Origin of the sequence: Curtobacterium sp. PhB78, assembly GCF_003751685.1 — a bacterium.
Taxonomy (GTDB): domain Bacteria; phylum Actinomycetota; class Actinomycetes; order Actinomycetales; family Microbacteriaceae; genus Curtobacterium.
This window is the reverse complement of the sequence record NZ_RKIA01000011.1, coordinates 1-15,233: the sequence shown is the minus strand read 5'-3', so window position 1 is coordinate 15,233 and position 15,233 is coordinate 1. Positions and strand designations below refer to the sequence as shown.

17 protein-coding genes are annotated in these 15,233 nt (G+C 70.9%); 4 read left to right on the top strand and 13 right to left on the bottom strand.

Going from position 1 to position 15,233, the window contains the following annotated elements; all coding sequences use genetic code 11:
- Positions 1–106: 106 nt before the first annotated feature.
- Positions 107–2,005, bottom strand: coding sequence for a family 43 glycosylhydrolase (locus tag EDF53_RS18525; protein WP_123294921.1), 1,899 nt, complete (start codon positions 2,003–2,005; stop codon positions 107–109).
- 106 nt (positions 2,006–2,111) lie between these two features.
- On the opposite strand from EDF53_RS18525, the gene EDF53_RS18520 reads away from it, so the two are divergent.
- A complete protein-coding gene (locus tag EDF53_RS18520; protein ID WP_123294920.1) occupies positions 2,112–2,711 on the top strand; it encodes a dihydrofolate reductase family protein in 600 nt (199 codons plus the stop codon).
- On the opposite strand, the gene EDF53_RS18515 is transcribed toward EDF53_RS18520, so the two are convergent.
- From EDF53_RS18515 to EDF53_RS18505, 3 genes are all read right to left on the bottom strand, one after another.
- Positions 2,712–3,191, bottom strand: coding sequence for a hypothetical protein (locus EDF53_RS18515; protein WP_123294919.1), 480 nt, complete (start codon positions 3,189–3,191; stop codon positions 2,712–2,714).
- A 108-nt stretch (positions 3,192–3,299) separates the two neighbouring features.
- Complete coding sequence (locus tag EDF53_RS18510) at positions 3,300–4,166, bottom strand: ABC transporter permease (protein WP_123294918.1); 867 nt, start codon at positions 4,164–4,166, stop codon at positions 3,300–3,302.
- Positions 4,163–5,095 (bottom strand): ABC transporter ATP-binding protein, encoded by a 933-nt coding sequence (locus tag EDF53_RS18505; protein WP_123294948.1) that lies wholly within the window; start codon positions 5,093–5,095, stop codon positions 4,163–4,165. The genes EDF53_RS18510 and EDF53_RS18505 overlap by 4 nt, the downstream gene beginning before the upstream one ends.
- Positions 5,096–5,192: 97 nt before the next feature.
- Here EDF53_RS18505 and arr point away from each other — a divergent pair, with 97 nt between their 5' ends.
- A complete protein-coding gene (gene arr, locus EDF53_RS18500; RefSeq protein WP_123294917.1) occupies positions 5,193–5,603 on the top strand; it encodes an NAD(+)--rifampin ADP-ribosyltransferase in 411 nt (136 codons plus the stop codon).
- A 93-nt stretch (positions 5,604–5,696) separates the two neighbouring features.
- Here the strand turns inward: arr and EDF53_RS18495 are convergent, their stop codons facing one another.
- From EDF53_RS18495 to EDF53_RS18485, 3 genes are all read right to left on the bottom strand, one after another.
- Positions 5,697–6,239: a cysteine hydrolase family protein gene (locus EDF53_RS18495; protein ID WP_123294916.1), complete on the bottom strand. Its 543-nt coding sequence runs from the start codon at positions 6,237–6,239 to the stop codon at positions 5,697–5,699.
- A 24-nt stretch (positions 6,240–6,263) separates the two neighbouring features.
- On the bottom strand, positions 6,264–7,040 hold the full coding sequence (locus EDF53_RS18490; protein ID WP_260216143.1) for a hypothetical protein: 777 nt from the start codon (positions 7,038–7,040) through the stop codon (positions 6,264–6,266).
- Between the two features lie 80 nt (positions 7,041–7,120).
- Entirely contained in the window at positions 7,121–7,972 is an 852-nt protein-coding gene (locus EDF53_RS18485; RefSeq protein WP_123294946.1) for an SDR family NAD(P)-dependent oxidoreductase, read from the bottom strand.
- A 102-nt stretch (positions 7,973–8,074) separates the two neighbouring features.
- Here EDF53_RS18485 and EDF53_RS18480 point away from each other — a divergent pair, with 102 nt between their 5' ends.
- Positions 8,075–9,283, top strand: coding sequence for an MFS transporter (locus EDF53_RS18480; RefSeq protein WP_123294915.1), 1,209 nt, complete (start codon positions 8,075–8,077; stop codon positions 9,281–9,283).
- Here the strand turns inward: EDF53_RS18480 and EDF53_RS18475 are convergent.
- Genes EDF53_RS18475 through EDF53_RS18465 form a run of 3 tightly spaced genes read right to left on the bottom strand, consistent with a single transcriptional unit; the run spans position 9,280 to position 12,563 of the window.
- Positions 9,280–9,816, bottom strand: coding sequence for a GNAT family N-acetyltransferase (locus tag EDF53_RS18475; protein WP_123294914.1), 537 nt, complete (start codon positions 9,814–9,816; stop codon positions 9,280–9,282). The two genes, EDF53_RS18480 and EDF53_RS18475, sit on opposite strands and share 4 nt — an antisense overlap.
- 4 nt (positions 9,817–9,820) lie before the next feature.
- Positions 9,821–11,578: an AMP-binding protein gene (locus EDF53_RS18470; RefSeq protein WP_123294913.1), complete on the bottom strand. Its 1,758-nt coding sequence runs from the start codon at positions 11,576–11,578 to the stop codon at positions 9,821–9,823.
- Complete coding sequence (locus EDF53_RS18465; protein WP_123294912.1) at positions 11,568–12,563, bottom strand: amidohydrolase family protein; 996 nt, start codon at positions 12,561–12,563, stop codon at positions 11,568–11,570. The genes EDF53_RS18470 and EDF53_RS18465 overlap by 11 nt, the downstream gene beginning before the upstream one ends.
- Positions 12,564–12,654: 91 nt before the next feature.
- Here EDF53_RS18465 and EDF53_RS18460 point away from each other — a divergent pair, with 91 nt between their 5' ends.
- Complete coding sequence (locus EDF53_RS18460) at positions 12,655–13,221, top strand: TetR/AcrR family transcriptional regulator (RefSeq protein ID WP_123294911.1); 567 nt, start codon at positions 12,655–12,657, stop codon at positions 13,219–13,221.
- Positions 13,222–13,227: 6 nt separating this feature from the next.
- Here EDF53_RS18460 and EDF53_RS18455 read toward each other — a convergent pair whose 3' ends face one another.
- Genes EDF53_RS18455 through EDF53_RS18445 form a run of 3 tightly spaced genes read right to left on the bottom strand, consistent with a single transcriptional unit; the run spans position 13,228 to position 15,040 of the window.
- Positions 13,228–13,887 (bottom strand): HAD family phosphatase, encoded by a 660-nt coding sequence (locus tag EDF53_RS18455; protein ID WP_243834110.1) that lies wholly within the window; start codon positions 13,885–13,887, stop codon positions 13,228–13,230.
- The gene (locus tag EDF53_RS18450) at positions 13,884–14,525 is read right to left on the bottom strand and encodes an HAD-IA family hydrolase (protein WP_123294910.1); all 642 of its coding nucleotides are present in this window, start codon (positions 14,523–14,525) and stop codon (positions 13,884–13,886) included. The genes EDF53_RS18455 and EDF53_RS18450 overlap by 4 nt, the downstream gene beginning before the upstream one ends.
- Entirely contained in the window at positions 14,522–15,040 is a 519-nt protein-coding gene (locus EDF53_RS18445; protein WP_123294909.1) for a GNAT family N-acetyltransferase, read from the bottom strand. Before EDF53_RS18445 ends, EDF53_RS18450 begins: the two co-directional genes overlap by 4 nt.
- Positions 15,041–15,233 lie beyond the last annotated feature (193 nt).

Sequence of the window (15,233 nt, the reverse complement as noted above, 5' to 3'; positions counted from 1 at the left end):
CTCGGTGCGGGCAGGCGTCGGTGCATCCTCCCATCCCGACGGGGATCGTGGGGGCCCGCGGCGTTCTCCGGATGGACGGCGCCGGCGTGCGCGGCACGTCAGACCGTCACCGCCGGTGCGTCGCCACCGTGCTCACCCGCAGGTCCTCGAACGTGCTCGTGAACCCGGCACCGCCGAGCGAGATGAGCCCGATCCTCGGCTCGCTCCCGAGGTCCGCCGTCCAGGTCCCGCCTCGGACGAAGTGCCGCCCGTCGACGCTCGTGTAGGCCGTGTACCGGTGCTCCCCGCCGACGACCCGGTGCACGATCCGGAGCGTGGTGGTGTCCCCGACCGGTCCGACGACCGTGTTGCCGTAGCTCGGCGCCCCAGCCGGTTGCCCGGACACCTGCTTGCCGAACTCCGTCTGCCGGGTGTTGAAGATCGAGTTCGACGTCAGCCGGACGTAGTTCCCGTCGTCGCCCCACACGATCAGTCCGCCCTGCACGTAGTTCACGCCGTCGCCGGTGGCGGGGGTGTGCACCGCGACGGTCGTCTGCAGCACGTAGTCGCCTCGCGGCGCCGGTTCGGACAGGACCGAGGCGAGTGGCGTCGCCGGCGGGTGGATGTCGGCGTCCTGTGTCTGCCAGCGGAACGTGCCGCCGCCGACGGTCCAGGTCGAGCGGTCGGGTTCGCGGGTCCAGCGGAGCGCCGTGGGGAGCGTGGTCCCGTCGAACGACGTCGACAGCGCGCGGATGGTGCGTCCGGGCACGTCGACGGGTGCGGTGGTCGCCCGGTAGGTCGCACGCTGTCCCGGCTGTGCGACCGGCCCCGGCTGCACCGTGTCGGACGGTCCCGCCCCGCCCCGCACGACGGGCCAGCCGTGCCGCCAGTCGAGCGGGTCGATGAGCGCCGGCCGCTTCGTGTACGTCGGCTGCCCCGCGTAGTACGGGTCGCCGCGGTCGACCGCGTGGTAGATGATCCAGTCCTGGCCGGCGAGATCGGTGACCACGGTGTTGTGCCCGGTGCCGACCCAGCGGTTGCCGTTCTGCGCGAGCAAGGGTGTCCCGCCGACCCGGGTGCTCGTGATCGCCACGCCGTCCTGGTCGGTGAAGGGTCCGAGGGGGCTGCGCGACCGGGCGACGAAGACGCCGTACCCGGTCAGGGCACCGTTGCAGCAGTTCGTGGCGGAGCCCGTGAAGTACCACCAGCCGTCGTGGCGCATCAGGTACGCGCCCTCGTACCGGTTGTCGATCGCGATCTGCCGTTCGCTCGCGGGGTCGGAGCGGAGACCGTCGGCGTTGAGCGTGCGGACGTTGACGCCGCCGAAGTAGCTGCCGAAGTACAGGTACGTGGTGCCCTTGTCGGTGATGACCTCGGGGTCGAACGCCCAGCGCGCCCCGGTGCCGTTCGCGGCGGTCTGCGGTGCCACGACCGGGCCGCCGGAGTCCGTCCACGGACCGGTCGGGCTCGCGCTCGTCGCGACGCCGACCGCGGACCCCCCGCCGGTCGGTGCCGATGCCGAGGGCGTGTCGGACGCGGCGTAGTAGAGGTACCAGGTGCCCGCGCGACCGCGGTCGCCGGCCCGGTACACGACGTCCGGCGCCCATATCCCGTTGGCGGACCCCACCCAGGCCGGTCGCGTCGGGAACGCGTCGTTCACGTACGTCCAGTGCGTCAGGTCGGTCGACCGGTAGGTCGGCACACCGTGCTGCACGAGCGATCCGTCGGCGTTCTGCTCCGTCGCCGTCAACGCGTCGGTCGTGCAGTACAGGTACCAGTTGCGGTCGCGCCCGACGCCGCGGATCGCGGTCGGGTCGGCGCAGCTCGCTGCCGTCTCGCCGTCGGGCAGGCTGAGCGCGACCGGGTTCCGGTGGGTCGGCGCAGCCGCGCCGTGTCCCGAGCCGCTGTGTCCGGTGGTCCGGTCCGCCACGGGCGTGGACGCTGCGGCGGGGCCGACCGGGAGGCCCGTGGCCGCGACCGCCGTGAGCGTCGCGACGGCGAGGATGGTTGCGACTGTTCGGCGCACGGGGTCCTGCTCTCATCGTCGAGGAAGGGCTGCGTGCGCGAGCGTACGCTCGCGGGCAGCGGACCGGGACGGTTCCGTCCGGTTCCGCGCGACGAAGGAGTCAGCGATGCCCGCGAGGTTCGTGTACTGGATGAACGTGTCGATCGACGGCTTCGTCGAGCGTGACGAGGGCGAACTCGGCGACGTCGAGGGGCCCGAGTGGATGCGGATCGACGAGCCGCTGCACCGTGAGTTCAACGCCCGCGCCGCGGCGATGACCCTGTCCGTCGAGGGGCGGGTCGTCCGCGACATGATGGACCCGTTCTGGCCGGACGCCCGCACCGACGAGTCGATGCCGGCGTTCATGCGCGAGTACGGCGAGGTCTGGACCGACCAGCCGAAGGTCCTGGTCTCGCGCACCCGGACCAGCGCCGACCACAACACCCGGGTCATCGGGGGCGACGACGCCATCGCGCAGCTCGCCGTCCTGCGTGAGGAGTCGGAGGGCGACATCGGCGTCGGCGGCCCGAACCTCGCGACGCAGTTGCTCGACGCGGGGCTGCTCGACGAGCTGTTGCTCTACACGCACCCCGCGGTGCTCGGCGCCGGTCGGCCGCTGTTCGACCCGCCGGCGACGGGCGTGCGACCGCCGGTGCTGCTGGACCTGCTCGAGCAGCGGGAGTACCACAACGGTGTCACGCTGCACCGCTACCAGGTGCTGCGGTAGTCACTCCCCCGAGGGCCCTGGACCGAAGATGACGAGTCGCCAGGCACTCGGCCGGTCGCTGTCGAAGTCGTTGAACGCGACGCTGTCGACGTCCTTGCTCGATGACAGTTCGATCTGGTGCGGGCTGTCGCGGCAGGCCATCGGATCGAGTTCGATGCTCTGCGATCCGCGCGCCGACACCGTCCGCACGACGCCGCGCATCTGCCCGTTGCCGTAGCACGAGAACTCGAGGTGGTCGATCGTCCGCGAGTCCGGGAACTGCACGTGGACGCCGGGCTCGAGATGGGCCGGGTCCTCGTCGCCGGGGCTCGTGTCGGCGCTCAGCACCCCGAGGACCGCGTCCTCGGTCTCGGTCGTCGCCTCCTGCTGCGTCTTCCACTTGCCGAGAGCCTGTTCGTCGACGGGCGGCGCCGAGGTGCAGCCGGCGAGCAGGGCCACGACGGCGAGCGCCGGCAGGACCAGGGCGGGGAGGTGTCGCACGGTGCGAGCTTAGCTACGCCTGGGGCAGTCGATGCGTGTGCAACGAGCGACGTCCCACCCGTCGATCGACAGGTGGGACGTCGCAGAACGCGTGCGCAGTCGGTCGGGTCAGACGTCGCGTCGACGTGCGACCGTCAGCGCGAGTGCACCCACGACGAGCACCTCGCCCGCCAGGACACCGAAGCCGCCCCAGCCGTTCAGGACCACGCCGCTCGTCGGTCCCGCGTCCGCGCCGGTGTACGGGTACGCGAACAGCTGGCTGCCGGCCTGGTCGGGCAGGAACTTGAACACGTCGCCGATCCACTCGGCGTTCAGCAGCCCGGACACGAGCGACAGGATCACCGGCAACACGAGCAGGATGCCGAGCGTGATCGCGATGCCACCGGCGCTGGACCGGACGAACAGCCCGATGCCGTAGGCGAGCAGCGCGAGGAGCGTCACGTACACCGACGAGCCGAGGATCGGCATGAACACCGACGGGTCACCGATCTGCGGGCTCGTGCCGCCGGAGGCCAGGAGCAGCGCCGACAGCACCACGCCGATCCACGTCGACACCACGCTCACGACGAAGGTCGTCAGCGCGAGGACGGTCGCCTTCGCGAGGATCACGCCCGTGCGACGGGGGTCAGCGGTGAAGGTCGAGCGGACCTGACCGGTGCCGTACTCGCCGGTGATGATGAGCACGCCGAGCACACCGACGACGAGCGCACTGAGCGAGACGCCCGTGGTGTTGATGCTCACGAAGCTGCCGTTCGCGACGTCCTGCGGGGAGTTCGCGGGCAGGTCGACGAAGGCGCCGAGCAGCCCGGCCATGCCGATCGTCAACACGGCCAGGATCGCGAAGCACCAGATCGTCGACCGGATGCTGCGGAGCTTGATCCACTCGCTGCGGACCAGGTGCGGGAACGACAGGCGGACCGAGTCCGGCACGGAAGCCGAGTGTGTCCGGGTGACGGACGGGTTGGTGGCGCTCATCGGGTGCCCTCCGATCGGTACTCGACGTCGTCGCGGGTGAGGGCCATGTAGGCCTCCTCCAGGCTCGCGCCGGTCGGGGTGAGTTCGTGCAGTGCGACGCCGGCCTGGGCGGCGATGTTGCCGACCGTCGGTGCGTCGGGACCGACGACCAGGAAGGTGCCGTCCTCGCGCGGGGTGACGGTCGCGTTCGGGCCGATGGCCTGGAACAGCTGGTCGGGCGACGGCGTCCGGACGATGACCCGGCTGCCACCGCCGGCGGCGCCCGGTGCGACTCCCCCACCGGCGACGAACTCGGCGATCGGGGCGTCGGCGAGGACCTTGCCGCGGCCGAGCACGACCACGCGGTCGGCGGTCTGCGCCATCTCGCTCATCAGGTGGCTGGACAGGAACACGGTGCGACCGTCGGCGGCCATCCGGCGGGCGAGCTGCCGGACCCACAGGACGCCGTCGGGGTCGAGGCCGTTGACGGGCTCGTCGAGGATCAGGGTCTTCGGGTCGCCGAGCAGTGCGGCAGCGATTCCCAGACGCTGCCCCATGCCGAGCGAGAACCCGCCGACGCGCTTCTTCGCGACCGACTCGAGGCCGGTCATGTCGATGACCTCGTGCACGCGGGCCTTCGGGATGCCGTGGGTCGCCGCGAGCGAGAGGAGGTGGTTGTAGGCGCTGCGGCCCGAGTGGACCGCCTTCGCCTCGAGCAGGGCACCGACCTGTCGGAGCGGGTCGCGGAACGTCGTGTACGGCTGGCCGTTCACCGTCGCGCTCCCCGCCGTGGGCCGGTCGAGGCCCATGATCATGCGCATCGTGGTGGACTTCCCGGCGCCGTTCGGCCCCAGGAAGCCGGTCACACTGCCGGGTCGGACGACGAACGAGACGTCGTCCACGGCGGTCTTCGGACCGTACTGTTTGGTGAGGTGGCTGACTTCGATCACGGCGGCCACGCTATTGCAGCGGTGTCCGGCGGCGCGTCCGTCGGAAGGGGGACATGTCAGGTGCCTGGGGTTGACCCGCTCGGCGTAGCCTGTCGCCGTGAAGCAGGCACATGACGACGGACCGTTCTTCCACGGCACCAAGGCGGACCTCGTGAAGGGCGACGTGCTCACCGCGGGCTTCCGGTCGAACTACCGCCCCGAGGTGGTCATGAACCACGTCTACTTCACGGCGGTCTCCGACGGCGCCGGGCTCGCGGCCGAGCTCGCCGCCGGTGACGCCGAACCGCGGGTCTACGAGGTCGCGCCGACCGGTCCGTACGAGGACGACCCCAACGTCACCGACAAGAAGTTCCCCGGCAACCCGACCCGGTCCTACCGCAGCACCGAACCAGTACGGATCGTCCGCGAGGTCACCGACTGGCCCCGACTCACGCCCGACGCGCTGCGCCTCTGGCGCGAGCGCCTGGCCGCACTGCGCGCGGACGAGCGCGGCGAGATCATCAACTGAGCCGGCTGACGGACGGGAGGCGCGGGGCGGCGCCGCCACGGGCCTCCCGTCCGCTCTGCCCCATCTCAGGGCCCCGAACGCGCCCTGCGGACGTCAGCGACTGAGCGCGTCGCTCGTCGTGACGGTCGCGAAGCTGCCGTCGAGCGCCGCCATGAAGGCGGCGTGGACGCTCGCGCCCGGGACGGTGACGCCCCCGGAGGTCAGGTCCGGCGCGGCGCACGCGTCGGCGACGACCGTCGCGGTGAAGCCGAGTTCGTGCGCGGCCCGGGTCGTCGAGTCGATGCACATACTGCTCATCATCCCGACGATCGTGACCTCGTCGACTCCGGCGTCGGTCAGCAGTTCCTGGAGTCCGGTGCCGATGAAGCTGTTCGGCTCGTGCTTCTCGAGGACCTGCTCGCCGTCGAGGGGCGCGACCGACGAGTGGAAGTCGAGGCCCGGCGTGCCCGGCACGAAGAACGTGGCGTCCGGGTCGGTGGACACGTGGAAGACGTGCACCACGAGGTCGCCGGCAGCGCGGAAGGAGTCGAGCACGGTGCGGGCTGCGGTGGCAGCGGCCTCGGGTTCGACGAGGGGGAAGGCCCCGCTCGGGAAGTAGTCCAGCTGGATGTCGACGAGGAGCAGCGCGCGGGTCATCGGTTCAGTATGGCGGGCGGCGGGTCATGGTTTCGCGCCGTTGCCGAACGCGCCGTGCAGCGTCGTGTCCGCGAAGGCCGTCGTGTCGATCACGGCGCGGACGCGGTCGAGGACGCCCTGGTCCTCCGAGTCCACGCCGATGACGAGTGAACCGTAGTCGACGCGCATCGTGTACGGGATCGAGGCCTCGAGCCCGGTCACGTGCGGGGTCGCGGCGAGGGTCGCGAGTCCCTGCGCCACCGCGGTCGACGTCGACTCGGGGATCTGCTGGTCGAACGTGCCGTCGTAGTGGACGGTGCTGGCGATGTGCCCCTCGTCCGCCGGCACGGTCAGCGTCAGGGAGACGCCGGTCCACGCCAGCTCGGTGGCCATCGTCGTCGGGACGGCTCCGGCCTCCGACGGTGTCGCGTCGGGGTCCATCGTCACCGTGAACCGCGACGCGAAGTGGTTCGCCGTGACCCACCGGGTGGAACAGGTCGGGTCGGGAGTGGAGCTGGGGGTGTTCGTGGTCGTCTGCGTGGCCTCGGCGACGGACGAGAGCGCACGGACCTGTCGGAGGGCGGTGCGCACCTGGCTCGCAACGGCGGGGTCGAGTGTCGGCGCCGGGGTCGGGTCCGGTGTCGCATTCGCTGCGTCCGGCGCCGGCGCCTCCGCGCTCGGGCAAACCGCCGTCTCGGTGCCGCTCGATCCGCCAGACGACCCCAGTGCGTTCCGGGCCAGGCCCTCCGCGGCCGAGCACGCTGTGAGCGGCACGGTGCAGGCGAGGGCGACGAGGAGTCCGATGACGAGACGAGAGCGCACCGACCCAGTCTCGCTGCCGCGTGCTGCACGCTGGAGCCGGATCCGTGCGCTGTGTCCCGAGTGCTACCCGGTCGCCCTCCTCAGTTCGACTGGTCGTCCAGGTCGAGCGACGTGGTCAGTTCCGGGAACGACCGCGCCTGCTCGATGAGCTGCTGCGCCTTCCGCACGACCCCCTCGACGCTGTCGGCACCGGCGACGAGGCGCACCGGTGGTGCGGACATCTCGGTCAGGGCGAGGAGCGTCCGGGCGAGCTTCGCCGGGTCGCCGCTCTGCTTGCCCTCCATGCCGCGGAAGAACTCCTTGGTCTGGTCCGACGAGGACCGGTAGTCGTCGAGGTGGACGTCGCCCCAGAACGTGGAGCTGCCCTCCGCGAGCAGGTCGGTCCGGAAGAAGCCGGGCTCGACGACCGTGGTGTGGATGCCGAACGGCAGGACCTCGTCGTGCAGCGCTTCCATCCACCCCTCGAGCGCGAACTTCGACGCGGCGTACGCGCTCCCACCGGCTCCGGCGACGATGCCGGCGGTCGAGCTGATGCTGATGACCCGACCGGAGCCCTGCGCGCGCATGACGGGGAGCACCGCGCGGGTGACGTTCATCGCACCGAAGAAGTTCGTCTCCATCTGCGCGCGGAACTGCTCCGCGGAGACCTCTTCGAAGAACCCGCCCTGGAAGCTCCCGGCGTTGTTCACCAGGACGTCGATGTGGCCGAACCGCTCGATCGCTGCCTCGACCGCGCTCCGGACGGTGCGCTCGTCCGTGACGTCCAACGCGACGGCGAACAGCTCGTCGTGCTGGCCGACCGCTGCGACGACACGTTCCGGGTCCCGCCCGGTCGCGACGACGTGGTGTCCGGCGTCCAGGGCGGCGCGCGCGAACTCGGTGCCCATGCCGCGGCTGGTCCCGGTGATGAAGAAGGTCTGGGGTTCGGTCATGCCCCCAGCGAAGACCACTTCCGCGCAGCGAGTGAGGCTCTGCCGAAACGGGGTCGAGCAGAACCTCCCTCCCGACGCTCGAGCCGCCCTACCGTCAGGGACATGGACCCCCTCGTGACCACGACCCCGTCGACTCCGTCGACCACTCCGGTTGCCGACGACCGGCTGCCGTGGTTCCCGCTCGCACTGCTCGCGGCGATCGGGTTCGTGCTCGTCGCCATGGAGACCATGCCCGCGGGCCTCCTGCCGGTCATCGCGGACGGCATGGGGACGTCCGAGGGCACGGTCGGACTGTTCGTCAGCGCCTACGCGATCGGCACGGTCATCGCCACGGTGCCGGCGATCGCCCTCACGCGGGGCCTGCGCCGCAAGCCGTTGATCATGACGGCCATCGCCGTGCTGATCATCGCGAACACCGTCACCGCGTTCGCCCCGAACGTGACCATCGCGCTCGTCACGCGGTTCGTCGCCGGCGCCGCTTCCGGGATCATCTGGGGCATGTTCGCCACCTACGCGCGGCGCATCAGTCCCGCCCGGTTCGCGGGCGTCTCCCTCGCCATCGTCTCCACCGGTGCGCCCGTCGGCTTCGCGCTGGGCACGCCGCTCGGGTCGTTCATCGGCACCGCCCTGGACTGGCGCTGGTCGTTCATCGGCCTCAGCCTCGTCGGGGTCGTCATCCTCGGGTTGATCGCCGTGTTCGTGCCGGACACACCCGGCCAGACCGGCACTGCGAAGCTCTCCGTGGTCAAGGTGTTCCGCATCCGTGGGATCGCGATCATCCTCGCCGTCATCGCCGCTTGGATGGTCGCGCACAACACGATCTACACCTACATCTCCCCGTACCTGCGGGTGACCGGCACCGACCTCAGCGCCGGGCTCGTCCTCCTCGTCTACGGCATCGCGGCGATCCTCGGCGTCGTGGTCACGGGCGCGCTCCTCGACCGGCATCCCCGGCCGCTGCTGCACCTGAGCGTCGGACTGTTCGTCGTCACCGGGGTCGTCCTGCTCGTCGGCCACGCGTCGCCGGTCGCCGTCCTCGTCGCCGCCGTCCTGTGGGGTGTCAGCTTCGGAGGCGCCTCGACGCAGCTGCAGGCGGCGCTCACCACGGCAGGTGGGGAGAACGCCGACGTCGCCAGCGCCTTCCTGCCCGTCGCGTTCAACATCGCGATCTTCGTCGCCGGGATCTTCGGAGCCGCGCTGTTGACCGTGTTCGACGGACTGGTCTTGGCCGTGGTGATGATCGTGTTCGGGGCGATCGCGGCGCTGCTCACGCTGGTCGGCCGGCGGTCGGCGTTCCCCGCGCGGCTCTAGTCGGAGACCTGGAGCAGCGCCGGCAGAACCGGGGCCGGGTCGGTCGCGAGCCGAGCGTGGGTCTCCACGTCGAAGCGTTCGACGCCGTACCGCAGCTTCTGTCGCTCGATGCCCTCCGCGGCGAACCCGGCAGCGGTGGCGACCCGGCACGACGCGGGGTTGTTCACCCGGTGCCCGAGCTCCAGGCGGAACAGCCCGACACCGAACGCCCAGGACGAGACACTCGCCAGCGCCGTCGTGGCGAGTCCGCGTCCGCGTCCACCACGCGCCAGCCAGTACGACGCCCAGGCGGTCCCGTGCCGGAACTCGATCGCGGTGAGCCCGACGTTCCCGACCGCGACACCGTCGTCCACGACCGCCCAGTTCTTCGCGCGATCGTCGAACCCGAGGAACCGGCTGATGTGCTCGCGCGTCTGCGCTTCGTCGCGCAGTTCGGCGTCGGGGAACTGCGAGTCGAGGTCCGGCGTCGTCCGCCGGGCGAGGAGCAGCGCGGGTGCGTCGTCGACCGACCACGGGCGCAGGACGACCACCATGCGATCAGCCGACGGCGGGCGGAAGCGGACGAGACGCGCGCAGTCCCGGGAACTGCTCGTCGCGCCACTCGCGGTCGACGGGCACCCCGCTCGCGGCCGCGCGCTCTTCGCGCTCCCGCAGCTCCACGCGTCGGATCTTGCCCGAGATGGTCTTCGGCAGCTCCGCGAACTCGACCCGACGCACGCGTGCGTACGCAGGAAGTGCGGTCCGCGCGTAGGCGAGCACCTGTTCGGCGGTGTCCGCCGTCGCCTCGAACCCGGCGGCGAGGGTGACGTACGCCTTCACGACGTTGAGCCGGGCGTCATCCGGCGCGGGTACGACGGCGCTCTCGGCCACGGCGGGGTGCTGCAGCAGGGCACTCTCGACCTCGAACGGTGACACCTTGTAGTCGGACGACTTGAACACGTCGTCGGTCCGGCCGATGAAGGTCAGTTCCCCGTCGGCGTCCCGGACCGCGATGTCGCCGGTGTGGAAGAAGCCGTCGCGCATCGATGCCGCGGTGCGGTCGGGGTCGCCGAGGTACTCGGCCATCAGGTTGACCGGTCGCTCGTCAAGGTCCAGGCAGACCTCGCCCTCGTCGCCGGGCTGACCGGTGACGGGGTCCAGCAGCGTCACGGTGACACCGGGCAACGCACGGCCCATCGCCCCCGGGGTGACGGTGGTGCCGGGGGCGTTGCCGATGATCGCGGTGGTCTCGGTCTGCCCGTAGCCGTCGCGGATGGTCAGACCCCACGCGCGTTCGACCCGGTCGATGACCTCGGGGTTCAGCGGTTCTCCGGCCGACACGACCTCGCGCAGTGCCCGAGGGCGCGCACCGAGATCGGACTGGAGCATCATCCGCCAGGCGGTGGGCGGTGCGCAGAACGTGCTCACCTCGGCGGACTCCAGCTGGGCGAGGAGCGCGGCCGGATCGAACCGCGGGGTGTCGTGGACGAAGACGGTCGCCTCGGCGATCCACGGCGCGAAGAAGCAGCTCCAGGCGTGCTTGCCCCAGCCGGGTGAGCTGATCGCCAGGTGCACGTCTCCGGGCCGCAGACCGAGCCAGTGCATCGTGCTGAGGTGTCCGACGGGGTAGGACGTCTGGGTGTGCACGACCATCTTCGGCTTCGAGGTCGTGCCCGACGTGAAGTAGACGAGGCAGGGATCGGAGGTCTTGGTGACCACGATCGGTCGCGACTCCCCCGCGGGCGCTGGTTCTCCGAGGTCCGACGGGTAGTCCGTCCACCCGTCCGCCGTGCCGCCGATCACCACGCGCGAGAATTCCCCGCGGACGTCGTCGTACTTCGCGGTCTCGCTGCGGTTCGTGACGACGTGTGCGACGGCTCCGCGGTCGACGCGGTCCTGCAGGTCGGCGGTGTCGAGCATCGTCGACGTCGGCAGGATCACCGCTCCGAGCTTGATCACCGCGAGAATCGTCTCCCACAGCTCGAGCTGGTTGCCGAGCATGACGAGCACGTGGTCGCCCTTCCGGACGCCGTGCTCGTGCAGGCGACCGGCCAAACGGTCGGACCGGGCGGCCATCTCCGCGTAGCTGAGCCGCTGTTCCGAGCCGGCCGCGTCGACGATCCAGAGCGCGATGCGGTCGTTCCCGGCCGCGATGACGTCGAACCAGTCGTCCGCCCAGTTGAAGGTGTCGCCGAGGTCCGGCCACCGGAAGGCGGCGCGGGCGGCATCGGCGGACTCTGCGGAGAGCAACTGGTCACGGGCAGCGCGGTACGCGGCGGTCACGTTCGGGTTGGGCACGGACCGATCATGCCGCATCCTTCTGGTCGCCGATCCTGAACAGCCGACGTGCGTTCCCCGACGTGAACGCGTCGCGGGCCGCGTCCGAGGGGAACTGCTGCAGGAACGTGTCGATCTCGGCGGCGGAGGGTCGCTGGAACGGGTGGTCGGTGGAGAACAGCAGCCGATCGGTCGTCGTGACGTCCAGCGCGTGCCGGAGCAGCGTGGGGCTGAGCATCCCTGAGCTGGTGATGTGGAGGTTCGAGCGGACGGTGTCGGACACCGTCCGCTCGAGTCCGGCGACCCGCGACAGGCTGTCCGCACGGTCGAGCCAGAACAGCAGCAGCTCGCCCCAGTGGCCGAGCACGACCTGCAGGTCCGGGTGCCGGTCGAAGGTGCCGCCGACGATCAGGCGCAGTGCCGCGCGTGCCGCCTCGAGGTGCCACCCCCACCCGAAGGTCGCCAATCCGAGCTCGACCATCGGGTCGAACCCCTCGTACGCCGCCTCGCGCAGGCGCTTCGACGGGATCTGCGGGTGGATGAAGACCGGCTGCCCGAGCGACGCCGCGACGGCGAAGAGGTCGTCGTACCGGCGGTCGTCGAGCTGCACCTCGCCCGTCCGCCCGTAGACCATCGCCCCCACGCAACCGAGGCCGGCAGTGCGCTCCAGTTCGGCGACGGCAGCGTCCGGGTCGGCCATCGGCAGGGTCGCGAACGCGCGGAACCGGTCCGGGTGGTCCGCGACCGCGGCGATCGCGATGTCGTTCGCCTGCCGACTCAGCGGGATCGCGTCCGCGGCATCGAGCGGCTGCGCTCCGGGCGGCGCAAGGGACAGCACCTGGACGTCGATCCCCTGCTCGTCCATCGCTGCGAGCCGGGCGTCATCGAGGTCACGGAGCAGCTCGCCGTTGTCGCCGAGTTCGTCCAGCGCCGTGCTCGGGTCGCGGCGGTCGTCGGGCAGGGCGTTGACGGCGTCCGTCAGGGCCGGGTGGTTCCAGTGCTCTTCGATCGCGATCAGGGTCATCGGGGTTCCTCCGTCTGGTCTCGCGCCGGTGCATTCACTCATCGGCGTTGAGTGAACCGTACACCTCGCTCAACGCCGTAGAGTCGGACGCATGGCCGAGACCTCACGTGACGCGAAACGCGCACAGACCGCCGAGCGCATCCGCGCAGCCGCTCGGCGGCAGTTCGGTGCGAACGGGTACGAGGGCACGACGATCCGGAGCATCGCCTCAGCAGCGGGCATCGATCCGTCGCTCGTCATGCAGCACTTCGGGTCAAAGGCAGCGCTGTTCGCGACCGCCGTGCAGCTGCCGGCCACGTCGGACGGTGGGAGCGAGCGCGCGGCGGCCGACCACCTCCTCGACGTCCTGGGCATCCGGTTCGACGCGCTCCCCGCCGAGACGGCGGCGCTCGTCCGGTCGATGCTGACGGTGCCCGAGGCGGCGGACACCATGCGCGGCTACCTCGACGAGCGGGTCGAGAACCTGGCGCGCTCTCTCGACGGCGACGACGCCCGGCTGCGGGCGTTGATGACCGTGAGCGGCATCCTCGGCATCACGATCACGCAGCACTTCCTGCGCCTCAGCGCGTTCGAAGGCGCGTCACGTGACGACCTGCTCCGCGCGGCGCAGGGCTGGGTGGAGTCGCTCACGACGGAGGCCGGGGCATCCACTCGCTGAGCCGGGTCAGTCCAGACTGTTCAGCCACGTCTCGAGCCACGGCACGACGTCCGACAGGTCCGCCGTGTCGATCGCGGTCGATGCTGCCGCCCTGGCCGCTCCGGTCGCGTTGAGAGCCAGCGCCGCGGGGACCACCTCGAAGAGTGGGATGTCCGACCGACTGTCCCCGATCGCACAGCACCGCTCGATCGGCACGCCACGGGCCAGCGCGTACCGGAGCGCACGGTCTCGCTTGTCGAACTCGTCGAAGTGCTCCGCCACCGCCCCGTCGTAGGTGCCACCCGTGACCCCGACCCGCGGTCCGCCGTGCGCGACGAACCCGAACCGCCGCGCGAGCGACCGAGTGACCGGCTGCCACGCGAGCGACGCCAGCACGGGGACGACCTGGTGCGTGCGGCACCACGCCACCACGAGCTCCACACCGGGGAGCACCGGTAGGTCGTCGAGCCAGCGGTCCACGGTCGTCGTCGATGCGCCGCGCCAGCCCGCGGCATCGATCTCGCTCACCTGTCGATTCGTGAGCGAGCCGTCGGCGTACCGACGCTCAGCCTCGTCCAGCGCGTCCTGGTGCCCGAATCGTTCCGCGAGATGACTGCTGCTCGAACCGGTCGACACGAGCGTCCCGTCGACGTCGAAGAAGACCATGCCGCGCACCGGCTCCGTCACTGCTCCCGATCCTCCGGCATCGCCGCGCGGATTGCTGCGATCGTGTCTGCGGTCTCGACGTGCAGGTGCGCCCGGATCCCGACCGCCCGCGCAGCCTCGATGTTCTCCGGTACGTCGTCGACGAAGAGGACATCCGCGGGCGCGGCAGCGAGCCGATCGAGCGTGATCCGGAAGGCCTCTGGCTCCGGCTTCGTGACCCCGATCTCGTGGCTGTAGCAGATCGGGTCGAACACGGCCGCGAACCCGAATCGTCGCTCCTCTTCCTGACGGGCGCCGTCACCGGAATTGGACAGGATCGCGAGCCCGACCGTCCCGCGCAGACCGGCGACGAAGTCGAAGAGCGGCTCGTTCAAGGAGCCGCAGTACGCGTCCCAGAAGTCGGCTCGCATCGACGCGAGCACCTCGGCCGAGGCGCCGAGAGCGGCGCCGATCTTCCCCCAGTACTCGTCGTCGACCCCGGTCCGTCGCGCGGCATCGGGCAGGTCGGCGTCCGACAACCGCGCGGAGAACTCCTCGTCCGTCAGACCGAACGCAGCCGCCCACCGCGTGCGGAACTGCCCGGGCCATGCCGCGTCGTCGACCATCTCGAGCACGCCACCGACGTCGAGCAGCAGCCACCGCACCCCACCGCCGGTCATGCGGAGATCCCGTCGAGTCGACGGATCATCTCGAGCTCCCGCTCGTCGGGCGCGAGGACGTACGGCTCGGTCGCCCCGGTCAGCTCGTACCCACGTCGCGCGTAGAAGGCCTGCGCCCGGAGGTTGCGCTCGTGCACGTGGAGTCGGAGCGTGGCGCCGTGGCCGGAAGCCCACGACTCGATGGCGTCGAGCAACGCATCGGTCACGCCGGCCGCACGGCCGCGGTGTGACGGCGCGACGTACACGCCGACCAGCAATGGTCCGGTGGCGGCGTCCGGGATGAACGCCCCCATCGCACCGACCCAGCGGCCGTCGGCGTCGATCGCCACGAGCGAGGTTCCCCCGACGTCCTGACCGCGGCGACCCCGCGCACGCCATTCGGTCTCGTCGTGCTGCTCGGCGTCCGCCAGGTGCTCCGCGTAGGCCATCGGGGTGTCCTGGATCATCTCCAGGCGGAGCGCTCGGAGGGCTTCCCAGTCAGCCTCGGTCGTCGGTCGGATCGTTATCCCCTGCATGGACCGAGCGTAGGACAGACAGCCGTCGGCGAAACTCGTCCGAACGGATTCCAATCGACTTGGGGCAGGGCGCCGAATCACCTGCACAGACCGGGAAACACCCGGAGCGCTCACCAGCCGCACATTGCTGGTTCTCCACCCTGCACCAGGGTGTGTTCGGCGCGCACACAGCAGCCGCGCCGAGCGCGACACC